Raw genomic sequence first — 23084 nt, forward strand, 5'->3', positions numbered from 1 at the left:
AACGGCGCCGAACGTTGAGCGCGGATGCCTAAAGCGCGGCGGCAGGCGTGCTAGCATCGCCGCCTTGCGGCGCCGCTGTAGGGACCGCCCTCTGTGGCGGTCCGGCGCCGGGCACAGGCTCTCCCGCCGGGGTGTCGGAACGCCACAGTGGGCGTTCCCTACAGGAAAACTACCCCAGGTGCAGCGTGCAGCCGCCCGCTTCGCGGCAGAGGTCGCACGGCTCGGCGGCGCCGTTGGCTTGGGCCAAGCAGTGGGCGATGCGCTCGCCCATCACCTGGGCCAGCAGCTCGTGCAGCCCAAGGGGCGCCGTGACCAGATAGCGCACGCCGGGGTGAGCGGCGGCCGCCTCGGCGGCCAGGGCGGGGATGTCCTGGCTCCAGTGCCGGCCGGGCGACAAGAAATAAGGGAACACCACCACCAGCTCGGCGCCGCGCTGCACGCAGCGCGTGAACGCCTGGGCGATCGTGGGCTCGGCCAGCTCCATGTGCGCCGGCTCGATAACCTTCATCTCGGAGACCCGCCCGAAGAGCTTCGCGACATCGAGCAGCAACGCGTTGCTCTCGGCGCGTCGCGAGCCGTGGTCGACGACGACAACGCCTAGCTTCTCAACACAAACATCGTCCATCTCCGACAGCGTTTGCTTGAGGGTGCGTGTCGAAAACATCATGGGAACCACGAAGGAACTAAGTAGCGACGGAGAGAATTAACGAGCAGAGACCCGTTCTTGCGATTGTTTCAGACCCATTCTAGTGTCCGATTCTTATTCGCACATGTTCGCGGGCAACTTCCTTTCGTCGTTCCTTCGTTCCGTCGTGGTTCAATACTCTACGGAGCGGCGATCTCGCGTGGTCCGACGGTCACCGTGGCGTGACGGGAGAGCGGGAAGGCGTCGAGCACGCGGCGGATGTCGGCCTGGGTCACCCGGTCGACCCCCTCCAGGTCGTCTTGGGTCGACAGGTAGTCGCCACGCATCAGCCAGCCGCCTCCGACGTTGAATAGCCGGCTCCGCGGCCGCTCGCTGCTGAGCACCACCCGCGATTTGACCTTGGTCTTGGCCAGCTCCAGTTCATCGTCGCTGACGCTGTCCGCGTCGACCGTCTCGAAGATCGCCCGCACGCGGGCGAGGTTCTCCTCGAGGTCCTCCGGCTCGCAGCCGAGCCAGGTGAAATTCATGCCGAGACCCTGGTAGTCGTAGTGCCCCAGGCTGCACGACTCGGCGAGGCCCGGGTCGACGAGGTCCCAGTACATGCGGCTGCCGGAGTCGTCGCCGACGATCGTCGCGAGCAGCTTGGCGGCGTAGCGGTCGGCGGCGTCGCCCGCCGGGGCGCCGCCCAAGAGCAGGGCGTACTGCTGCGTGGCAGCCGATTTGACGACCGACTCGAAGCGGGCGTGCGTTGCGGCGCCTTCGGTGCGGCGCGGGGCGTCGACTTTCTCCCACCCGCCGCACTGCCGCTCGGCCTGCTCGACGAGGGCGTCGAAGTCGACCTTGCCCGTGGCGGCCAGCACCAGGTTCGTCGGGCTGTAACGCCGCTCGAAGTAGCCGCGCATCTGGTCGGGCGTGAGCGCCCGGATCGTCTCGGCCGTGCCGAGCACGCTGCGCGAGATCGGGTGACCGGCGAACGCCAGCTCCTTCACGCGGTCGTCCATGCCGTAAGGGGGCTGGTCCATGTACATCTCGATCTCTTCGAGGATGACATTCTTCTCCATCTCGAAGTCTTCGCTGCGCAAGCTCGGCCGCGCGATGTCGGTGAGCAGGTCGACCGCTTCGCCCTGATGCTCCGGCAAGATCGAGGCGTAATAGACCGTGTTCTCCTCGCTCGTGTAGGCGTTGTAGTGGGCGCCGATCTCGTCGAACTCGCGGTTCACGTCGTCGGCCGAGCGGCGTGGGGTTCCCTTGAACGCCATGTGCTCGAGGAAGTGGCTCACGCCGGCCACCTCATCGGTCTCGTCGCGTGAGCCGGCGCGCACGAACACACCGGCGGCCAGCGAGTGGGCGTCGTCGGTGCATTCGGCGACCACTTCAAGGCCGTTGGCGAGCGTGTGGCGGCGGAAATCCAAGATGGCGGTCCTTAGTTGGGGCGACGTTCGAGGGAGAGAAAAACCCAGTGATAATGATGAATGACCAATGACCAAGCCCCAATGACCAATGTTGGTGGGCAATCTTTATTGGTCATTGGGGCTTGGTCATTGGTCATTTCAGATGGTTAAGTGGCGCCCGCGATCGCCGGCAGCTCCAGCGCCTTCGGCCCCAGCGTCACGCACGTAAAATCGCTCGGCGGGTCGCGCCGCAGGTACGCGTTGATGCTGTCGGATGTGATGGCGTCAACCATCGCGCTGAGCTCCTCGACCGGTCGCACACGGCCCAGGTGGCGCCAATCGCGAGCCAGCGACGAGCTGCGGGCCGAGGTCGACTCCTGCTGCATGATGAGGCCGCTCTTGATGCGCGCCTTGAGCCGCGCGAGCTCGTCGGGCCGCACCCCCTCGGCGAGCTTGAGGATCTCGGCCATCGTCACGTCGAGCGTCTCCTGCGCCCGCTCGGCGGTGGTGCCGGCGTAGCAGAACACGGCGGCGCGGTCGACTTGCGTCTGCAGCGCGGCGTTCACGGTGTAGCAAAGGCCGCGTTTCTCACGCACTTCGGTGAACAGCCTGGAGCTCATGCCGCCTGACAGCACCCCGACCGCCGCCCACGCCTGGAAGTAATCCTCGTGGCGGTACGGCACGCTGGGGTAGGCAAGGCCGATGTGCGACTGGCTCGAATCGAACGGCACGTGGCCGCCGGCGGCCAGCGGCGATCCCTCGACCGGCTTGGCCTCGGGTTGCGAGGCCCAGTCGCCGAACAGGCGCTCGACGGTCTTGCAGAGCTCCGGCCAGTCGAACGCCCCCGCCACGGCCAGCACCATGCCGCGTGGGCCGTAGCGCTCGACGTAGAAGCGGGCGATCTCATCGGCGGTCGTCGCCTCGAGCCCCTCGCGGTCACCCTGGCTGCTGCGGCCCCAAGGGTCGGGGTAGTGCCGCCGGCGGAGCTCGTTCATCAGCTTATGGCTCGGCTCGTCTTCGACGCCACGCAATTCTTGCAGGCAGACCTGCCGGCCGGCGTCGAGCTGGTCGCTCGGCATCAGCGGGCGGCGCATCAGGTCGGCGTAGATCTCCAAAGCGGCGGGCAGGTTCTCTGCCAGCATGCTCGCCGAGAACGACGCGTTCGAAACGCCGACCGACTCGTGCCGCTCGACGCCCAGTCGTTCCAGGTCGTTCACGAACGCCCTGCTGTCACGCGAGCCGGCGCCGCGCAGCAGCATCTCGCAGGTGAGCGACGCCAGGCCCAAGCGGTCGACCGGGTCCCAGCAGCCCCCGGCGGGCGCCAGCAACGTGAACGACGCCGAGGCGAAACTAGCGACCGGCTCGCCTACGAGCACCATGCCGTTGGGTAGCACAAAGGTTTGAGCGGCGTCAGACACAGGCCCTCGGGTGGGGTGGCTAGCAGGCTGGGTGGGAACGATCGGGGCGATCCCACAGGCTAGCGGGACTAAAACCAATCGGCAAGACAGCCGCATGCCACCCGAAGCTCGCGGCTAGGGTCCCCGGATGCCGGCGGCTTCAGTCGACTTCGGGTAAATCGTTGGGGCGCGGTAAACGCCTGCTGGGACGGAAACCAATGACGTGGACGGAACATGTCTCGTCGTCGATTGTGTCGAGAGCCAAGTGATTGCCGATGAGCAGCCGGCGGATCTCGTACTCGCGGTGGCTATTCTCTTCTGCCAGCCCGAACCGCCGCGGCATGCGATCGAGATTGCCGATCGAGGCGTAGACACGCGTTATCCATCGCTTGGCGATCTCGACCGAGCGAGAACGCTCGGCGACGGAATCGCCATGGCGGCGATGCTTCGCTCGGCTGCTGGCGAGACGAAAACCGTGTAGCCGGTCATCCGCGATCGCGGTCGAGCCGCTGCTGTTCGGATTGAGGGATGTCGATCTGCGTGAAGCTATTTGGTCGCACCAGAGAACAGCCGTCAAACTGAATTCGAAGCCAAGCTTCTACACCAAGCGCGACTCGCAACCCGCCAAGTCGACCGCCTTGTACAGCGTCTTCACACAGCGGAAGCCCATCCGCTGGTACATCCGCACCGCGGGCAGGTTCTCGCTCGTCACCTCGAGGTAGGCGCCGTGAAGCCCGACCAGTTGGAAGCCGCGTAGCGAGATTTCGACCAAGGCTCGGCCCAGGCCGAGACCGCGACACTCGGGCGTGACGCCGACGTTCTGCACCCCGCCCATGCGGCCCGAAACGCGCGTGCCTTGGATCGTGGCGCAACACTCATCGGCCTCGCCGGGGGCGCCCACGCGTTCGATGAGCCAAGTCGCCTCGGGCAAGAAGCCTGGCTTGCGGGCGATCTCGGTCATCAGCCGCAGGCAACCCTCTTCCGAACGGAGGCACTCGAACACGCTCGAGTCGATCTCATCGCAGAACGCGCGGTGCTTCGTCACTGCGTGATCTTCAAGCCGCTCCGGTGCCCAAGCCGCGAAACGGTAGCCTGCGGGCAACGCGAGGCGACGGCGCGGACGGCGCAGGTCGATCGCCATTCGATAACGCTTATAGTAGGTGAGCGCCATCGCGTTCGTCTGGGGGCTTAAAGACTGGGACACGGAGAGAAGTCGTATACTGTCGCCGCCGCTGGTCGGGGCGAATACAAGCCTACCCTTTGCCCGAGCAGCCGGTCAAACAATGCGTACCCAAGCGTTGGATACGCCCACGGCACAACCGTCGCCGCCCGCTCAGCTTGCCGTCGTCGGGAGTTGAGAATGCGCAGACCATTGACTTTTGGGCCCCCAACGTGCATTTTTTGATTACTCAAAACCACGAAGCTCAGCTCCCGGCAATGGCCCAACCGCAGGCCGATCCCCTCATGCACCAATCCACTCCGAGCCGGCTCGGCTGGCGTTCTATGGGCGGGGCCCTGCTCACGCTCGTTCTTTCGGTCGTTGGCTGCGGCCGCGCCGCCGATGACGGCAGGCTGACCATCGTCGCCACCACCGGCCCGGTGGGCGACGCCGTCATGCGTGTGGTGGGCGACCGCGCGGAGGTGCGCGTGATGATGGGCCCCGGAGTCGATCCGCACCTGTACCGCGAGCAGCCCTCCGACTTGGTAGCGCTCGACGCGGCCGATGTGGTCGTCTACAGCGGCTTGCACCTCGAGGGGCGCCTGGGCGAGGTGTTCGACGGCCTCGCGCGACGCAAGACCGTGATCGCCATCACCGCCGGTCTCGAGGAGGCCGACGACCCGCGTCTGCTCTCGCCCCCCGACTTCGCCGGCTACCACGACCCCCATGTCTGGCACGACGCCGCGATGTGGGCCGACTGCATCGGTTACCTCGCCGAGCGAATGGCGGAGCACGACCCCCAGGGCGCCGAGGCGTATCGCGCTAACGCCGCCGACTATCGCGCCGAGCTCTTGGAGCTCGACGGCGAATGCCGCGAGCGGATCGCCACGATCCCCGCCGCTCAGCGCCGGTTGGTGACGGCTCACGACGCCTTCGCCTACTTCAGCCGAGCGTACGGGTTGGAGTCGGTCGGCCTGAAGGGCGTCAGCACCGAGGACGAGATCGACCTCGGCCGCATGGCCGAGGTGGTCGACCTGATTGTCGAGAACCAAGTGCCGTGCGTGTTCGTCGAGTCGGCCGTGGCGCCGCGAGTCGTCGAGTCGCTCATCGAGCCGTGCCGCCAGCGGGGCCACGAGGTGCGGATCGGCGGCGAGCTCTTCGCCGACGCCCTCGGCCCAGAAGACTCCGGCGCCGACACGTACGTGGGCATGCTGCGGGCCAACGTGGCGACGATTGTCGCGGGTCTGGGTGCGGGATCGGAGGGAAATGGCGCCGGGCCCTCCACTGGCGCCGAGCCGAGCGAATCCGAAGAATTAGCTACGCCATGAGCGATACTCCGACCAGCAAAATCATCAGCGGCACAGCCAGCAGCGACACGATCGGCTCCTCGCCCGAGGGCGCTGCGTCGCGTCCCATTGCGCTCGAGGTTCACGACCTGACGGTCGCCTACCGCCGCCGGCCGGTGCTTTGGAGCGTCGACTTCACCACGCCCGAGGGAAACCTCGTGGGCATCGTCGGCCCCAACGGCGCCGGCAAGACCACGCTCATCAAGGCGATCCTGGGCCTCGTGCCGCTGGCCAGCGGCAAAGTAGAGATCTACGGCCGCCCCTACGCCGAGCAGCGCCGCCTGATCGGCTACGTGCCGCAACGCGAGTCGGTCGACTGGGATTTCCCCGTGTCGGTGCGCGACGTGGTGCTGATGGGCGTCTACGGACGGCTGGGTTGGTTCCGTCGTCCGGGCAAGGCGCAACGGGACAGGGCCGAGCGTTGCATCGAGCAGGTCGGCCTGGGGCCGCTAGCCGATCGGCAGATCAGCCAGCTCTCCGGCGGGCAGCAGCAGCGGGTGTTCCTCGCCCGCGCCCTGGCCCAGGACGCCAAGGTCTACCTGATGGACGAGCCGTTCGCCGGCGTCGACGCCGCGACCGAAGACGCCATCCTCACCCTGCTGCGTGAACTGAAAGACAGCGGGAAAACGGTGTTCGTCGTCCACCACGACTTGCAGACGGTGCGCGACTACTTCGACGAGGTGATCTTGCTCAACATGCGGCTGATCGCGAGCGGGCCGATCGCCACCACGTTCACCCAGGCCAACCTGCAGCGCACCTACGGCGGCCGCCTGACGGTGCTCGATCAAGCGGCCGAGGCGATACGCACGCAAGAGCTGCGAGACCAAGACGCGGGGGCGACGCCGTGACCGCCACCGCGCTCGCGCTGAAAGTGGCGCTAGGCGCCGCGCTGCTGGGCGCCTCGGCCGGGCTGATCGGCACGTTCGCCGTGCTGCGCCGTCAGGCCCTGCTGGGCGACATGCTCGCCCACGCCGCGCTGCCCGGCATCTGTCTGGCGTTTCTCCTCACGGGCCTGCGTGACCCGCTCGTGTTGTCGCTCGGCGCGCTGGGGACGGGGCTCGTTGGCGTGATGGCCTTGGCTCTCGCCCGGCGATGGACCCGCACGCGTGAAGACGCCGCCATGGGCGTCGTCCTGAGTTCGTTCTTTGGCGTCGGCGTGCTGCTGCTCACCGTGATCCAGAAGAACCCGACCGGCTCGCAGGCGGGGCTCGATTCGTACCTGTTCGGCGAGATCGCCAGCCTGCAGAACCGCGATGTGCTCCTGCTCGGCGTGCTGGCCGCGGGGCTTGTTGTGCTGTTCTTTGTCAGCCGCAAGGAGCTCACCCTGCTCTGCTTCGACGACGGCTTCGCCCGCTCGCAAGGCTGGCCGACCGTGCTGATGGACTTCTTAGTCATGGCCTCGGTGGCGGTGGTGACGGTGCTCGGCTTGCCGATCTGCGGCGTGGTGCTGATCGCTGCGATGCTGATTTACCCGTGCGCCGCCGCGCGGTTTTGGACGAACCGCCTCGGCGCCGTCGCCGTGCTGGCGTGCTTGATCGGGGCGGTGGCGGGCGGAGCGGGCGTGCTGATCGCTAGCCCGATCGTGTCCGCCGAGTCGACGCTCGGCGCGCTCCTGCGGAACCAATCGGGCAGCCTGCCGCCCCCCGGGCCGATGATCGTGCTCTGCGGCGCCGTGCTGTTTGGCTTCTCCACACTCTTCGCCCCCGAGCGCGGCCTAGTGGCCCGGGTGTGGCGCAATCACCGACTGCAACGCAAGGTTCAGCGAGAGCACCTGCTCCGCTCGCTGTACGAGCTCACGGAGAAACAGGGCCCGCCGACGCGTGAGATTTCGCCCGCCGAACTCGCCACCCGTTACCGGGCCGAGCCTTGGGCCGAATCGTGGACATTGGCTCGCGCCGAGCGACGCGGGTTGATCGATCGCAACGCCGAATCGGTGCGACTCACGCCCAGCGGCGCCGTCGAAGCGGCCCGCGTCACCCGGGTTCACCGGCTGTGGGAGCTGTACCTGGTGCGCCACGCCGACATCGCCGCCGACCACGTCGATCGCGACGCGGACGACGTGGAGCACTTGCTGCCGCCGGAGCTGATCGACCGACTCGAGGCGGACATGACGCGTGAGTACCCGTCGTCGGCGGCGCCGGAGGTGAATGTGCCGCCCTCGCCGCACGAGATTGAAACTTAAATAGAGAATTGAACCACGACGGCACGACGGACACGACGGATTGAGAAATGCTGTAGGGGAATCCGGGGTTTTGAGGAGAGCAAGTTGATCGACCCACCTTTCTCTGCAGCCCATTGAAAAGAGGGACTGGCTCGCGGCGACCGATGCGGATTGCCAAAGGAATGGCGCCCGATGAGCGTGCTTCTCCCCTTCTCAATGATTTGCGTGAGAGCGAAAGTTCTTCGTTGTGGCCGTCGTGTCGTCGTGGTTCCCCTCCTTGATTTGTCGGTTGCAATCCGTCCAATCCGCGTTCATCCGCGTCCCACTCGTAATAGAAAAACGTGCTCGAAGACCTCTACATCACCGCCCCCACCCGCGCCGTCATGGTCGCCGCCGTGACGAATGTCTCGTGCGCGTTGGTGGGTGTGTTCTTGGTGCTGCGGCGGATGAGCCTGATGGGCGACGCGATCTCGCACGCCGTGCTGCCCGGCCTGGTGATCGCCTTCCTGCTCTCCGGGAGCACCGGGGCCACGCCGATGCTGCTCGGCGCGGCAGGGGCGGGGCTCGCCACCACGTTCCTCACCCAAACGCTCAACCGCACCGGCAAGGTAGCCGCCGACGCCAGCTTGGGCGTCGTCTACACCACGCTCTTCGCCTTGGGCGTCGTGCTCGTGAAGCGGTTCCTTGGCCAGATCCATTTCGATACGGCCTGCGTGTACCAAGGCTCGCTGCTGAAAGCCGCGCTCGACACCACGCCGATCGCCGGCATTGAAATCCCGCAGGCGCTGATCGCCGCCACGATCGTGCTCGCTCTTGTGGTGGTCGTGTTCTTGCTGCTCTGGAAGGAGCTCACGGTCAGCTCGTTCGATCCGGCGCTGTCGAGCACGATGGGCTACTCGGCCGACCTGATGCATTACCTGCTGATGCTGCTCGTGGCGTTCACCTCGGTCGTGTCGTTCCAGTCGATCGGCGCCATCCTCGTCGTGGCGATGCTCATCGCCCCGGCGGCGGCGGCGCACCTGCTGGTCGACCGGCTGGCGCCGATGGCGCTGATCTCTGCCGCGATCGCGCTGATGGTGAGCGTCGCCGGCTACGCGTTGGCCTCGCACTGGGACGTGTCGCCCGCCGGCACGATGGCCGCCCTGGCCGGGGCCGCCTACTTCGCCGCCGCCATCGGCTCGCCCAGGCACGGGGCGCTGGCCAAGCTCGCCGCCAACGCCCGGCTCGCCCTCAGGATCCGTCGCGACGACCTGCTGGCCGCCCTCTACCGCGGCGAGGAGACGGACGGCAACGCGCCGATGCCGCGGCAAGAAGCGCTCCATTGGGCCGACGACGGCCTCTACGCCCGCTGGGTTCTCCGGCGGCTGAAACGCTGGGGCCAAGTGAGCGAGTCGTCCCAGGGCCTCAAACTCACGAAAGCCGGACGCCATGCCGCCGCCCAGTTGGTCCGCCAGCACCGCCTGTGGGAGGCGTATCTCGTCGAGCACGCCGGCCTGCAAGAGGACCACGTGCACGACCCGGCCCACGTGGTCGAGCACTACACCGGCGCCGAGCTCGAGGCGTTCCTCGAGCAAGAGCTCAGCGACGCGGTCCGCGACCCGCACGGGAAAGAGATCCCGGGGCGGGAGAATTAATGGGTTGCTCCCTCACCACGCCGCGGACGTGAAGATTTTGTAAACTCGCCACCAAGGATTTTTCGTTTCTGTTACGATCGCGATGTCTCATCCAAGGCTCGCCGCGAGGAACAACATGTTTGAGGGTATTGAAAGATCCATCTGTAGAAACCGAGACACGACCCTTCGGAACCGCGTGCTTGCTTTCTTGTTACTTATTTCCGTCTCGAGCACTGCTTTCGCCGCGCCTTTTCTTATGGGTCTTGGTGAGCTCATTGAGGGAGACAGCGATCCACGGGGCATCTCGGCGAACGGTGCGGTTGCGGTAGGACGAATCAGTGCGGGCAGTCTCGGCAGCGGTTTTCGCTGGGATTACCGCACGGGCTTGTCCGGCATCGCCGAGGCACAATCCGGCGACTATCTTTCCGTTGGTTACGCGACGACGCGCGACGGGGGAACGATTGTAGGGATCGGCCGTATCGACGGTGAGATTCACGCGGCGCGGTGGACATCTGCGAAAGGGGTCGAGTCTCTCCTGTCACTCTCGGCTGCAACTCCCGAATACCATCTGCGAAGAGCCGAAGCCGTATCCGCAGATGGACGAGTTGTTGCCGGTTCAGCAGGACATGGAGACGGATCGTTCGCGTACCGTTGGACCATCGAAAATGGACCTGAATACCTCGAATACGAATCTGGGTCGTATCGGCAAAGCGGCCCCACGGCAATCTCAGCCGACGGTGCTGTGGTCGTAGGATATGTTGATGCAGGGGTGGGTGGCCTTGCTTTTCGTTGGAACGAAGCAGACGGCATGGTCACGCTCGGTGACTTGCCCGGGGGTAAAAACTCCAGCATCGCGTACGACGTTTCGGCCGATGGCACGGTCGTGGTCGGTGAGTCGACGACGGACTTCGGCAGAGAGGCCTTCATCTGGACCGCAGAGAGCGGGATGCAACCTCTGGGGATCCCAATTGTCGACTCCTACTTTTCGATCAAGATCAGCGGCGACGGCTCGCGAATTGTTGTCTGGTCCGCCGTGGACTCACTCGGCTACTGGGAGGAAGGGTTGGGAGCGGTCGATCTCATTGACCATCTCACAAACACGTACGGCCTGGACTTCAGCGGGTGGGATAGCCTGAGGGTTCATGACATCTCTGACGACGGCAACACGATCCTCGGCAGCGGCCGATTTGAAGAAGGCGGTAACCAGGCGTGGATCGCCCACATCGCCCCGGAGACGGCGCCGGGCGACTTCGACGGCGACGGCCAGGTATCGCTCGCCGATTACGACAAGTGGGTCGCTGACTTTGGCCAGCCCTCGCTCCCCAGCTACGGCGCCGACGGCAGCGGCGACGGCGTCGTTGATGCGGCCGACTTCACCGTGTGGCGCGACCACTACGAGCCGCCTGGCGCGCCGCCCGTCCCCGAGCCAACGACTATTGCACTGCTGCTATTCTCGGTGTGTTCAATTCGACGTCGACGCGGAGTCCGGTTCGCAATGCGAAGCGTCTGCACGCAGGCCTAGCCCCGAGCCCCTCGGTCCTCACCCCTTACTTGATCAACCCACGCAGCGTGCGCAGATTGATCACATCAAGGTCCTCGCCGTCCTCTTCGCCCTTGGGCGTCTCCATGTACATCGGCGTTTTCTTGAAGCGGCGGTCGTTCAGCAGGTTGCGGAACGGCTCGAGGCCCATCTCGCCGCGACCGATCGCCGCGTGGCGGTCAACCCGCGAGCCGAGGGGCTTGAGGCTGTCGTTCAAGTGGAACGCGCGCACCTTGTCCAAGCCGACCGCCGCGTCGAGCTGCTTCATCGTCGCCTTGTACGCTTTGGGCGTGTCCATCGCGTAGCCGCCGGCGAACACGTGGCAGGTATCAAAGCAAACGCCGAGGCGGTCGGGGTCCTTCGTTTTGTCGATGATCTCGCCCAGGTGCTCGAACTTCCAGCCGAGGTTGCTCCCCTGGCCGGCGGTGGTCTCGAGCAACACCTGGGCGTCGATCTTCTTGGTCTGTTTGTGGACCTCGTCGAGCCCCTTGGCGATCCGCTTGAGCCCCGCCTCTTCGCTGCTCGTGGTGAAGGCGCCCGGGTGGGCGACGACGTACGGGATGCCGAGCTTCTCGGCCCGCTGGAGCTCGATGACCAGCGCGTCGATCGACTTCTTCCAGAGCTCGTCGTTGGGGCTGCCCAAGTTGATCAGGTACGAGTCGTGCGAGATCGGGTGCGCGATCCCCCGCTCCTTGAGCGCGGCCTTGAACCGCTCGGCGTCGTCGTCCGAGAGCTCCTTGCCCTTCCACTGGTTGTTGTTCTTGGTGAACAACTGCACGCAGTCGCAGCCCGCACGGTGCGCGGCCTCGACGGCCTTGTAGTAGCCGCCCGCGATCGACATGTGTGCGCCAAGGATTGCCATGCTTGCCGAGCCTAGCGGCTGCGGGAGGAACCGCCAAGACGCCAAGACACGCCAGGCAGCCAACTAGTAACTGTGGGAGGGGTCTCCGACCCCGATAACACGCTGCGGGCGTTTTCGGCTAAGGCGCCGTTTTCGAGGTCGGAGACCCCTCCCACGGTTGATCAGCTTCTTCCTTGGCGTGTCTTGGCGTCTTGGCGGTTCTAACCTGGTCGCCTAAAATCGTCGCCTCACCATTTCTCTCCCACCCAACGAAGGCGGCCTACTCCGATGCAACGCACCCTGATCCTCCTGAAGCCCGACTGTGTCCAGCGTCGCCTGATGGGCGAGGTCATTTCGCGGTTCGAGGCGAAGGGCCTGAACTTCGTGGCGATGAAGCTGATGCGAGTCACGCCCGAGCTCGCCAAAAAGCATTACGCCGAGCACGTGGAGAAGGAGTGGTACCCGACTCTCGAGCTGTTCATCACCGGCGCGCCGGTGCTGGCCGCGGTGGTCGAGGGGCTCGACGTGATCTCGGTGGTCCGCAGCATGCTCGGCGCCACGAGCGGCCTGAAGGCCGAGCCGGGCACGATCCGCGGCGACTTCAGCTCGAGCCGCCAGATGAACCTGGTGCACGGCTCCGACGGCCCCGAGGCCGCCGAACGCGAGATCCATCTCTACTTCTCGCAAGAAGAGCTGCTCGACTTCGAGCCGACGATCACCCCCTGGGTCCGCGCCTCCGACGAGGCGTGAGTCGCTAGCGGCTATCAGCCAACAGCGGCTCGCCGAGCCGCTGTTGGCTTCAAGACGCTTTGCTCTCGGCCGTGAGCTCGTAGCGGCGGATCTTGCGGTCGAGCGTCGAGCGCTCGATGCCGAGGATCGAGGCGGTGCGGCTCTTGTTCCAGTTGTTGGCCTTGAGCGTGGCGAGGATGTGGCGGCGTTCGACTTCGGAGAGCGGCGCCCCTTCGTTCACGCCCACGGCCATCGGCGGCAGGCCCGCCTCGGTGTCGCCCGCCGTCTTGAGCGTGGAGAGCACGAGGTCGTCCGCCTCGATCATGTCGCCGCGGGTGAGCACCACGGCGCGCTCGATCACGTTCTTCATCTCGCGCACGTTGCCGGGCCAGCGGTAGGTGAGCATCGCCTCCATGGCGCGGTCGGAGAAGCCACGCAGCTTGCGGCCGGTCTCGGCGTTGAAACGCTCGAGGAAGTGGCGGGCGAGGATCGGCACGTCCTCGGGCCGCTTGCGGAGCGGCGGGACGATGATCTCCAGCACGTGGAGCCGGAAGTAGAGGTCGCGGCGGAACTCGCCCTCGGCCACCTCGCGCTCCAGGTCGCGGTTCGTGGCGGCGATCACGCGCACGTCGACCTTGATCGCCTCGCTGCCGCCGACACGCTCGAACGGGTGCCCCTCGAGCACGCGGAGGAATTTGGCCTGGATCGAAGGGCTCATCTCGCCGATCTCGTCGAGCATCAGCGTGCCGTCGCTGGCGGACTCGAACTTGCCGATCTTCCTCTCCGTCGCGCCGGTGAAGGCGCCCTTCTCGTGGCCGAACAGCTCGCTCTCGAGCAGAGCCTCGGAGAGGGCCGCGCAGTTGAGGCAAACAAACGGGCCTTTGTTGCGTGGGCTGGAGAAGTGCACCGCGCGAGCCACGAGCTCTTTGCCCACACCGCTCTCGCCTCGGATGAGCACCGTGGCGCGGCTCGGGGCGGCGCGCGACACTTCTTGCGCCACGCGATCCATCGCCTCGCTGCCGCCGACAATCTCGCTCTGCACGCCCAGCCGTTCGCGCAGCTGCAGGTTCTCGCCGCGGACCACGTCGAGGTTCTCGGCGAGCTGCTCGCGGCGGTCGAGGTTCGCCACCGCAACGGCTACGGTGTCGGCCACCGCGATGGTGAACTCCAAGTCGTCGGGGTCGGTGGGGTTGTTGGGGTCGGTCGAGTAGAGGTGGATCAGGCCGAGGATTTTTCCTTCGTGCCGCATCGGGGCGCAGAGCACGCTGGTGGCGAGGATGTCGCCGCTCGAGTCGCGTGCCCCCAGCTGGCTGTCGTCCATCACGTTGCGGGCCAAAACCCCCTGGCCGTCGCGCAACACGGTGGAGGCCAGGAACCGCGAGATCGCTTGGTAGCGGTGAGCGGTGAGGCTCCGGGTGGCTTCGGTCTCGAGTGTTTCGAGTGTCCGACCGCCGCCCGAGTCGAGCCCGCGCAGCATGACCGCCCCGGCGTCGACGTGGCACGCCTCGAACAACCCGTCGAGCGCCGCCTCGGCGAGCGAGACGACGTCGGTCGCCTTGGCAAGTTCGAACGCGAGCCGACAGAGCTTGGCCGCGGCGCGACCGACTTTCGGCGCCGCGGCGGCTTCGCCGTCTTCGTCGCGGGTCGGCTCGAGGTAGCGGCTCTGCTCGCGGCGGTGGGTGATCTGCGATCCCTCAGCCGGCTCGACCAGCACGCTCTCGTCGTCGGGCGACGTGCCGGGCGCCAGGTCGAGCGGCTCGGGCCCCACTGGCTGCGAGGCGCGGAGCACGCTCTGCGAATCGGGGAACGCCTTGGTGAGGTCGTCGACAAACGCCAGGTGGGTGTTGCCGATGAGCACGATGTCGCCCGGCGACAGCCGGTGGTCTTCGGTCAGACGCTTGTCGTCGACCATCGTGCCGTTGCGGCTATCGAGGTCGCGGAGCACCCAGTCGCCGGCGGCCTGGAAGACCTCGGCGTGGTGGCGGCTGCAACGCTCGTCTTTCACCACAATCGTGTTGGTCGGCGCCCGGCCGACCGTGATCGACTCGCCGCTCACCAAGCGAAAAACGTCGGTCCACTTCGCCCCCTCGCGGATGACGAGATAGCTGGCGATGTCGCTGGGAGCAGTCATCGGCGGGACACGGGCAACGGCTGGGGCGGTTCGGTGAACCGCTTCTGGCGGGGGGCGGGCCACCTTCGGCCGCCGTGGAATCTTCAAGATCGGCGGAGTGTATCAAAACGATCCACTCTGAACCTCCCTAACCTATTCTGCTTCATGGTCGGTAAGCAAGAATTATTGGGCAAAAAGCTAGGTGAGACAACGACTTAGGCTAATATCCGGTACGGCTCGACAGACGCCAGCCCTAATAAGACGCCCCTGCGGACCGCCGCCGACGGGCTCGGCCGTAAGTTGCTTGATGGGCAGGCCTTGCTCGGGGCCGCGGGGCAAGTCGCCCCGGAGCCTGCTCAGCACGCAAATGCTTGCTGGCGTAAGGCTTTGTGACTAATCTGGCAAGTTCAGGGCATCGTAGCGCCATTCCAACGATATCGACGGCGGTGCGATTCCGAACGGGGTCGTCTCATGCGGTGGCCGCTAGCTATCATCACAGAGATGGTGCGGCCCGCTGGGCCTCCTACGAAGCTCTACAACGGCCAGCAACGCTTAATCACACGTCCCGCCGGCACACGCCCCGCCGGGCATATTCAACGCGATCAGAGAAGAGAAGAAGCATGCATTTGAAGTTCTACTGCGGTTGGGCTTTGTTGGCGGCTTTGGCCGTGGCGTTGGCGCCAGCTTCGGCAACAGCGCAGCTTGTCACTCAGCAAGCGCCCGCCGTGGGCGGCGTGTCGATCAACCCCGAGGGTGTGCTCTCGGCGCCCGAGGTGGCCGACAACGACCAGCTGCGCGCGACTTGGCAGGCCGGCTTGGCGGCGGCGCCGGCCGACCTGGAGCCTTACAACGACCTGCGGTTCGTTTCGCTCAAAGGTCTTGAGCAGCGTGTCGCCGAGGCCAGCGAGCAAGGCAACGACATCCCCGATGACGTGCGTTACCTTGCGGGCCTGCTGCGTGTGAAGCACGTGCTCGTCTATCCCAAGCAGGGCGACATCGTTCTGGCCGGCCCCGCCGAAGGCTGGAAGGCCGACCGGCTCGGCAACGTGGTTGGCGCCACGACCAACCGGCCGGTGCTCACGCTCGACGACCTGATGGTCGCGCTGCGGACGATGGAAGACACGAACGGCCAAGGCATGAGCTGCTCGATCGATCCGACCCAAGAGGGACTGAAGCGGGTTCAGCGTTTGCAGAACCGTCTCACCAGCGACATTAGCCCCAAAAAGGCGGCCGGAGCCGTTGAGCGGGCGCTCGGCGAGCAAACCGTGAGCGTGAGCGGCGTGCCGGCCACGAGCCGCTTTGCCCGCACGATGGTGGCGGCCGACTTCCGCATGAAGCGGCTGGCGATGGGCCTCGAGGAGGCCCCGATCGGCGGCCTGCCGAGCTACCTCACCCTGCTCGAGGGCCGTGGCGCCCAGGAGAGCATGCTGCCCCGCTGGTGGATGGCGGCCAACTACGAGCCGATGCTCCGCGACGAGGAGGGCCTCGCCTGGGAGATCCGCGGACAAGGCGTTAAGTGCATGACCGAGAACGACTTCGTTAGCGCCGACGGCGAGCGGAGCCGCTCGGGCAAGTCGGGCACGGTCGCCCAGCAATGGGCCGATCGTTTTACCGAAGGCTTCGAAGAGCTCGCCGACCACGACTCTTCCTTTGGCCGGCTCCGCAACGCGATGGACATGGCCGTCGCCACGGCCCTGGTAGCCAAGGAAGACCTGCTCACGCTGGTTGGCCTGTCGCTGCCGAACCTGATGGGCGACGCCGAAACCGAGCAATACCCGGCCCCCAAGTCGGTCGCCACCGAGGCGAGCTTCATGCGGATGGGATCGCGCTGGGTGATCACCGCCTCGGGCGGTGTGCAGTTCTACCCCTGGCTGGTGGCCGATCAGGCCGAGACCTCGGCCGACGTCGCCGCGGTCCGCTCGGCCGGCGCCGAGCAACTCGGCGGCAACTGGTGGTGGCAGTGAACCGGTCGCTCTGCTCGCCCTGATACGAGCTAGACGCGGGCTCAGTACGTCACGCCGCTTCTGACGAAGAGCGTGTCGTCGAGCTCGAAGACCGTTCCGCTCTCGGCGTACTCGAGCTCGCGGCCGAAGGCGTAGCCGGCTTCGATGCGGCGGTTCCAGCCTCCCTTGACCCCCTGCTCAACGCCGGCAAAGAGCTGGTAGCTCAGCAGGTCGGCCCGCTCGGTGAGGCCCGTGCCCGTGCGGGCGACGGCCCAAGAGCCGCCGCCAAACTCGCCGCCCAAATAGACCCTGCTGTCGCCGCCGAGCTCCCAGGTGAGCTTCGGCCGCGGGAAGAGCAGGTCGGCCTTGAAGCCGCCGCTCTTGTAGACGGCGCCCAAGGCGGGAAGGATCGGCACGTCGTCGCGGTCGAGGTAGACCACGCCGACGATCCACTGCCACTCGTGCGTCGCCTGGTAGATGCCGATCGCCCGTCCTGTGATGCGCAGCGCGTCGCCCGAATCGAGGCTGTGGTCGTCGCCGTACACGCCGATCGAGGTGCTGAGGTTGAGCATCCACCGCGGCGACAGCAAGCGGATGTGGCCGAATTCGACCGCCGCCTCGTGAGTGCGGGGCGGCATGTCGGTCACCGTGGGCCCTTCGAAGTAATTCACCTCGTAGCGTGGGGTGATCAGCAGGTGCCCGTCGGTAAACGGCAGCGGGGCTCCGAGCATCACGCTCGCCCCCAGGCTCGAGACGCCCAGGGCCGAAGGATCACCGTCGATGGCGGGGAACCACTCACCGGTCCACTGGAAACGCTGGAACATCCCCGGCCGACCGCGGGGCATCTTGATCTGCGGCTCGCTGGGGCAGCAGTACTGGCCCAGCGAGGGCGGCCCGGGTGCGAAGGTCGTGGGGTAGACCGACGGATCGAAGTATTGCGTCGGCCCGTCCTTGCCAGACGTGTAATAGGCCACGTCGTCGGTCAGGTAGTGCGGGCTTGGCGACACGGCCGCCGGTGCGCCAGCTGACGGCGCCACGGCTGGCAAAGCCCCAGCCGGCAGAGCCCCAGCCGGCAGAGCCCCAGCCAACGGGGCGGACCCGTGGCTTGTTCCCTGCGCAGTCGCGAGCGACGAACCACTCGCCAAGGCAGCTAGCAAGCATGCGGCCGCCCCAAGGTACAGACGGCGTGCGATAGTTCTGTTCGAGTGCGTCATCGGCCTGGCGATTGCTAGCTGCAGGGGGCGAGCCTAGTTAGAAACCAAGGCCCAGGCGAAACATGATCGTTTCGTCCGGCTCGAACCGTTCGGGCGAGTTCGAGTCGAAGACCAACTCGCGGTCGAACACGTACCCGACCTCGGCGTGGCCGCGGAGTTGACTGGCGGATTCCCATTCGAATCCCAGCACAAAGCGGATGTCGTTGTAATCGAAGCGGTCGTTGCGCGGCGCCGGAGCGGTTCGCTCGACTGTCCAAGACCCGCCGCCGTACTCGGCGGCGAGGTACCACCACCAGTCGGCGCCACCGACCGATTGCAATCTTTTTCGGATCTTGGGGTTGGGAAACACGAGGTAAAGGTCCCATTCCGGCGTAGGCCGCCAACGGACACCGCCCGCCGGCAACATTTTCACCCGGATGCGGTCGAGATAGACCACGCCGAGCAAAAAATCCATCTGCGGGGAGACCGTTAGCACGCCCAAGCCGCGCCCCATCAACCGCAAGGAATCGCTGTCGAGATTGGAGAAGTCGGACCAAACACCGGTGCGGAATCCGAGTTCGGCGCCGAGTGCGGTGTTGATGCGCGGGTACCAAGCCGTGTCGAGGTAGGCGTCGTATACCGTGCCGGGCACGTTGGCCTCGGCCGAACGCGGACCGTCGAGCCAGTTGAAGGCGAAGCCGGGCGTGACGAGCAGCGGGGCCTCGATGTTGCCCGCCACAGGAAAGGTGAGCGTCGAAGTCAACTCCATCCGGTTGAGCTCGAACGCGTCGCTGCTGCCGTCGCCCATCAGTAAGGTGTGTTCGCCGCGTACCTGGCGGAGAAACTGCTGAAAACGGACCGTGGTGCCGGGGCTCGACTCGAAGCCGTAGGTCCCCTTCTCCCAGCCGTAAGGGGCGGTCTCGTTGCCCCAGCCGCCGTAGCCCGGGGCCGACGGCGCCGGTGTGTACGGCGTGTAGGCGGGGGCGCCGCTGTAGGGCGCCGCCGAATAGGGCGCCGCCGAATAGGGCGCCGCCGCACCGGCGGGCGGTGTGTAAGTGTAGGGCGAGCCGACCGGCGCTCCGTAGGGCGTCGCGACGCCCGGCGCGTAAGCGTCGAACGCGGGGGGCGGCACAGCGCCAACGGCGCCAACGGCGCCTTGAGCGGGGTAAGCGCCAGCCTGCGTTCCCCACGCCGAGGGGGCCTGCGAGGGAGCCGCGAAGGTCGAGGGCGCCGTGGCCGGGATCTGCACCCGCTGGGCCATCGCCGAGCCAGTCAGCATCAGCCAAGCCAAACAGACGGACCCCCAGCGCAGCCCCCAGCGGGCGGCGATGGTCGCAACAGTCCGTCGGCTTCTGCTTCGCACCCCGAGTGGCCTCTGGTTTGGTGAGGGGCCCCCCGCAATGGGACGCCCGATTGCCAGAAAGGCAAGTACCAAAGCCACGCTAGCGGGGTCAACGCCAATCGTCGCCTCGGCGAATGCGCTTCATGGCGATGGCCCGACATCGCCCGCGGCGATCCAACCATTACCCCGCCGCACCAGCGAGAAAGAGCCGCATTAATCGCTGCGCCGTTCGATGGCTCGGATCAGTCGCAGCGGAACGCCATGCTTGCGAAGCTGGCACTCCCAGACGGTCCAGACCGAGTAGCCCAACGCCCGAAGCTCACGGGCCACGCGCCGATCGCGGCGGCGGTTGCGATCGATCTTCGCCTCCCAGTAGGCGGCGTTGGTCTTGGCGGGCCGGTCGCCGCGGGGGCATGGGTGGGCGTGCCACCAGCAGCCGTGGACAAACACCACAAGCCGCGCGGCGGGGATCACGAAGTCGGGCCGCCCGGGGAGCGACTTCACGTCGCGCCGAAAGCGAACCTTGGCGGCGCGCAGTGCGGCGGCCATGGCCAACTCGGGTCCCGTGTCGCGGCTCTTGACTGCCGCCATCGTGCGGCTGCGCTGGGGAGAGGGCGACTCAGTCGCAGCGGCCACGCGTTTCGGTCGGTTCGATCGCTTCGCCAAGACTTGCCTTACCTTCGCTCCGGCGCGCCCCTCTCGCTCCCTAGAAAGTCCTCGCTCCCTAGAAGGGTAAGTCCGAGCCATTGGTCTGCGTGTCGAATGGCTGGGCGTCCAAAGGCTGGGCGTCGAGCAGTTGATCGCCTAACGGCGATCCCTTGCGGCGGCCGCCGCGTGTGGGCTCCACGCCGAACTGCTTGCTCCAAAGCTCGCAGATCTCCTCGACCGACGCGCCGTCACCCGAGGTGATCGCGTCGCCGTAGATCTGCAGCGGCAGACCGACGTCTTGCCGGCGTCGCAACGCGACCCACAGCTCGATGTTGCGCTGAACGATTAACGGGATCTCTTGGAGACGCGTTTCAGCGCTCAGCCGGTCGCGGTCGGCCATCGTTTGCGCCTCGATCAGCGCCTCGGTGTAGCTCGGCTTCTCCTCGTCCCGCAGCATGAAGCTGTGCAGCTTCTCGAAGTGCTCCGGCTCAAGACGTGCGAAAGCCACCGCCAGCTTGGCGAGCTTGCAGGAGCCGCGCGACTTCCGATTCGCCTGCTTGACATAAGGGTTGCACAAGATCTCGGTCGGCACCGGGAGGATCAAGATCGCCACGTCGCCGCCGAACCGCCGCTGCGCTTCGATCAGCTTGGGGTACACCGCGCGGCAGTGGCTGCAGGAGTAGTCCATCATCTCGACCACAACGTGCGGCGCCTCGGGCGAGCCGAGGATCGGGTACTTGTACGTATCGATCCGCAGTTTGCCGCCCAAAAACTCGGCGACGCGTGAGCCGTTTTTGCGGCGACCGTGGGTCTTCTCTTCGACGCGAGGCGTCTCGGCAACGGGCGCCGGGGCTGGGCTCTCGGCAGTCTCGTCGGCCGGAGGCGTTTCGTCCATCTGCTGCTCGGCCGGGGCGACCGCCTTGTTGGCGGTGCGGGTTTCGGCCGCGGGGGCCTCGGTCAGGTCGATCGATTCGTCGAGCTCCGCGATCTCGGTGCGAGACATCTTGGGCGGCAACAGGATCTGACCGCCGACGAGCGCCGTCAGGGCGACGACGCCCAGCAGGCTCGGCCAGCCGAGACGGGGCGGTCCCGCGGGCTCCGTGGCGACCAGCGGCATCGGCGAACCGCTCAGCGGAGAAACGACCGGCGCAACCATTGGGCCCTGGGCGCTGGACTCTTCAGACGCCAGCGACCGCCGCAGGAAAAACGCGAGCAGGAGTGCGGTCACCCCGGCGGCGTGGGCCATCAGGCAGTACAGGCAGTACCCCTCCAGGACGAACGCCTGCAAGCCAATGAACCACAGCGCGGCGCCCACGGCGACCGGGGTCGCCGCCTCGAGCACCCGCCAGCCAAGAGACGACAAGGATGCGTTGTCCGCGGGCGCCAACCACGACGCCACGAAAACGGCCGCGTAGCAGAGGGCCCCGCCCAGGGCGACCGACAAGCCGAGCCAACTCGACCACCGGCTCGCCAAGGCCGAGTGGCAGTCAAAGGCCGAGAAGTCGCAGCCCGCCACGGGGCCATCGCCGGTCGACAGGAAAAGGAACACCGAAAGCCCCGCCGCCACGAGTGATAGCAGCCGCAGGGGCCAAACGAGCAGCGGGCTGGGATTCGGGCTCTCGTGCATGGCGAGGGTCGATCGCAATAAGTATTTCGATGAGTCGTCGGCCGTGCGCCGCGCGCACGGCCGAAGGAATGAGGTCCTCACGAGTATAAACCCGGCCGCGAGCGTGCGACAGCAAGCCGGGCCGATGGCGGCCTGTCGACCGAGTCTCGCCGGCGGGACCGGGCGACTTTGACGATTACGCTAATTGGTCGGGCGCCTCGGGCCGATAGTAACAATCGCCCCCCCAGCACGGTTCACGACCGTGAGGCGGCCTGCCACCTCCCAGGATCTGACATCGATGAACCTCCACCCGAAGGTGCGTCCGCTCTGGCAACGCGTGCCGTTGTGCGCCGGCCTGGCTGGCTTGGCCGCCTACAAGGCGTTGCGGCTGCCGACATCGATCCTGCCGCGAGACATCAAGGCGATTGTCCGCAACTGGGACTTCGAGATGTTCGGCAAGATCATCGGCTCCGGGCTGACGAGCGCGTTCATCGACCAGCCTTGCTACTTCAAGGCGCCCGCCAAGATCGAGCCCAAGGCCGAGGTGGCGCCCGAGTACCGCATGTCTCCCGAGCAGCTCAGCTCGTTCTACGAGCGCGGCTTCGTCGGCCCGTTCGACGTGTTCACCCCCGCCCAGATGCAGGACTTCAAGCACGACCTGCTGGCGATCGAGGGTCGCCCCTCGGCGACCTACGGATTCACCACGCCGCGTGACCGGCACCTCGAGATGCCGCGGCTTTGGAACTACATGCGGAGCCCGGCGGTCACGGAACGGATCGCGCAGATCTTGGGGCCCGACCTGAACTGCTGGCGGTCGCAGATCTTCTACAAGGGCCCCGGTTCGCCCGCCATCCAGTGGCACCAGGCGAGCACGTTCATGGTCGAGGACTACCAAGACCCGGCGATCTTCCCCGAGGACCGCAGCGAGATCTTCCAGATCACGGCGTGGATTGCGGTGGACGACTCGACAACCGAGAACGGCTGCCTCCGCTTTGCCGCCCGCTCGCACGACCGAGTCCGCCCGATCTTGTTCGGCGGCAACGAGGGCTTCTACAACGCCGCCTTCCGTCTCGATTTCGACGAATCCGAAGCCGAAGTGGTCGAGGTCCCCTGCCGTGCGGGCCAGATGGTGCTCTTCACCGAACGCTGCATCCACGGCTCGGCGCCGAACACGACCGACCGCCACCGCTTGGCGTTCAACATGCGAGTGACGCCGACCAACATCGCGGTTTACCCGAACAAGAAGCACTACCGCTCGGTCTACAACGGCGGCAAGTACGTGCTCGACAAGTGGGGCGTTTGCTCGCTGCGGGGCGAGGACCGCCATGGGCTGAGCAAGACGGTATCGCCCGAGCAACTCGAGCGAGACGGCGCCGTCGCGCCGCTCAAGCGGGCCGCCTGAGCCAAGGCGAGCCCGGA

The 23084-nt window shown here is 66.4% G+C and carries 19 protein-coding genes; 9 read left to right on the top strand and 10 right to left on the bottom strand.

Features of this window, described 5'->3' with window-relative positions:
- Window positions 1-169 precede the first annotated feature (169 nt).
- From Mal64_RS01810 to Mal64_RS01820, 3 genes are all read right to left on the bottom strand, one after another.
- Window positions 170-664, bottom strand: a complete 495-nt coding sequence (locus Mal64_RS01810) for a CbiX/SirB N-terminal domain-containing protein (RefSeq protein ID WP_197525341.1) — start codon at window positions 662-664, stop codon at window positions 170-172.
- A 161-nt stretch (window positions 665-825) separates the two neighbouring features.
- Complete coding sequence (locus Mal64_RS01815; RefSeq protein ID WP_146396172.1) at window positions 826-2058, bottom strand: M16 family metallopeptidase; 1233 nt, start codon at window positions 2056-2058, stop codon at window positions 826-828.
- A gap of 146 nt (window positions 2059-2204) precedes the next feature.
- Window positions 2205-3455 (bottom strand): M16 family metallopeptidase, encoded by a 1251-nt coding sequence (locus Mal64_RS01820; protein WP_231993554.1) that lies wholly within the window; start codon window positions 3453-3455, stop codon window positions 2205-2207.
- Between the two features lie 202 nt (window positions 3456-3657).
- On the opposite strand from Mal64_RS01820, the gene Mal64_RS01825 reads away from it, so the two are divergent.
- Window positions 3658-3915 carry a hypothetical protein gene (locus Mal64_RS01825; protein WP_146396176.1) on the top strand — a complete coding sequence of 86 codons (258 nt, stop codon included), beginning with the start codon at window positions 3658-3660 and terminating at the stop codon, window positions 3913-3915.
- A 117-nt stretch (window positions 3916-4032) separates the two neighbouring features.
- Here the strand turns inward: Mal64_RS01825 and Mal64_RS01830 are convergent, their stop codons facing one another.
- Window positions 4033-4605: a GNAT family N-acetyltransferase gene (locus Mal64_RS01830; RefSeq protein ID WP_146396179.1), complete on the bottom strand. Its 573-nt coding sequence runs from the start codon at window positions 4603-4605 to the stop codon at window positions 4033-4035.
- 293 nt (window positions 4606-4898) lie between these two features.
- On the opposite strand from Mal64_RS01830, the gene Mal64_RS01835 reads away from it, so the two are divergent.
- The 5 genes from Mal64_RS01835 (at window position 4899) to Mal64_RS01855 (ending at window position 11235) form a co-directional block, all read left to right on the top strand.
- Complete coding sequence (locus Mal64_RS01835) at window positions 4899-5921, top strand: metal ABC transporter solute-binding protein, Zn/Mn family (RefSeq protein ID WP_197525342.1); 1023 nt, start codon at window positions 4899-4901, stop codon at window positions 5919-5921.
- Complete coding sequence (locus tag Mal64_RS01840) at window positions 5918-6787, top strand: metal ABC transporter ATP-binding protein (protein ID WP_146396187.1); 870 nt, start codon at window positions 5918-5920, stop codon at window positions 6785-6787. Before Mal64_RS01835 ends, Mal64_RS01840 begins: the two co-directional genes overlap by 4 nt.
- Entirely contained in the window at window positions 6784-8121 is a 1338-nt protein-coding gene (locus Mal64_RS01845; protein WP_146396191.1) for a metal ABC transporter permease, read from the top strand. Before Mal64_RS01840 ends, Mal64_RS01845 begins: the two co-directional genes overlap by 4 nt.
- Window positions 8122-8441: 320 nt before the next feature.
- Entirely contained in the window at window positions 8442-9734 is a 1293-nt protein-coding gene (locus tag Mal64_RS01850; protein WP_146396195.1) for a metal ABC transporter permease, read from the top strand.
- A 115-nt stretch (window positions 9735-9849) separates the two neighbouring features.
- Window positions 9850-11235, top strand: a complete 1386-nt coding sequence (locus Mal64_RS01855; protein ID WP_197525343.1) for a PEP-CTERM sorting domain-containing protein — start codon at window positions 9850-9852, stop codon at window positions 11233-11235.
- A gap of 25 nt (window positions 11236-11260) precedes the next feature.
- Here Mal64_RS01855 and Mal64_RS01860 read toward each other — a convergent pair whose 3' ends face one another.
- On the bottom strand, window positions 11261-12115 hold the full coding sequence (locus Mal64_RS01860) for a deoxyribonuclease IV (RefSeq protein ID WP_146396204.1): 855 nt from the start codon (window positions 12113-12115) through the stop codon (window positions 11261-11263).
- Window positions 12116-12382: 267 nt separating this feature from the next.
- Here Mal64_RS01860 and ndk point away from each other — a divergent pair, with 267 nt between their 5' ends.
- On the top strand, window positions 12383-12844 hold the full coding sequence (gene ndk / locus Mal64_RS01865) for a nucleoside-diphosphate kinase (RefSeq protein ID WP_146396209.1): 462 nt from the start codon (window positions 12383-12385) through the stop codon (window positions 12842-12844).
- A gap of 49 nt (window positions 12845-12893) precedes the next feature.
- Here the strand turns inward: ndk and Mal64_RS01870 are convergent, their stop codons facing one another.
- Window positions 12894-14954, bottom strand: a complete 2061-nt coding sequence (locus Mal64_RS01870; protein WP_231993555.1) for a sigma 54-interacting transcriptional regulator — start codon at window positions 14952-14954, stop codon at window positions 12894-12896.
- Window positions 14955-15553: 599 nt separating this feature from the next.
- Here Mal64_RS01870 and Mal64_RS01875 point away from each other — a divergent pair.
- Window positions 15554-16897 carry a DUF1598 domain-containing protein gene (locus tag Mal64_RS01875; protein WP_146396213.1) on the top strand — a complete coding sequence of 448 codons (1344 nt, stop codon included), beginning with the start codon at window positions 15554-15556 and terminating at the stop codon, window positions 16895-16897.
- A 41-nt stretch (window positions 16898-16938) separates the two neighbouring features.
- Here Mal64_RS01875 and Mal64_RS01880 read toward each other — a convergent pair whose 3' ends face one another.
- From Mal64_RS01880 to Mal64_RS01895, 4 genes are all read right to left on the bottom strand, one after another.
- Entirely contained in the window at window positions 16939-17883 is a 945-nt protein-coding gene (locus Mal64_RS01880) for a DUF6268 family outer membrane beta-barrel protein (RefSeq protein ID WP_146396217.1), read from the bottom strand.
- A gap of 244 nt (window positions 17884-18127) precedes the next feature.
- A complete protein-coding gene (locus tag Mal64_RS20305) occupies window positions 18128-19348 on the bottom strand; it encodes a hypothetical protein (protein WP_146396220.1) in 1221 nt (406 codons plus the stop codon).
- Between the two features lie 276 nt (window positions 19349-19624).
- Window positions 19625-20047: a DNA mismatch endonuclease Vsr gene (gene vsr / locus Mal64_RS01890; RefSeq protein WP_197525344.1), complete on the bottom strand. Its 423-nt coding sequence runs from the start codon at window positions 20045-20047 to the stop codon at window positions 19625-19627.
- Window positions 20048-20135: 88 nt separating this feature from the next.
- Entirely contained in the window at window positions 20136-21686 is a 1551-nt protein-coding gene (locus Mal64_RS01895) for a vitamin K epoxide reductase family protein (RefSeq protein WP_146396229.1), read from the bottom strand.
- A gap of 277 nt (window positions 21687-21963) precedes the next feature.
- Between Mal64_RS01895 and Mal64_RS01900 the strand changes: the two genes are divergently transcribed.
- Complete coding sequence (locus Mal64_RS01900) at window positions 21964-23067, top strand: phytanoyl-CoA dioxygenase family protein (protein ID WP_146396232.1); 1104 nt, start codon at window positions 21964-21966, stop codon at window positions 23065-23067.
- The last annotated feature ends 17 nt before the right edge of the window (window positions 23068-23084 follow it).

The organism is Pseudobythopirellula maris, assembly GCF_007859945.1.
GTDB classification, from domain to species: domain Bacteria; phylum Planctomycetota; class Planctomycetia; order Pirellulales; family Lacipirellulaceae; genus Pseudobythopirellula; species Pseudobythopirellula maris.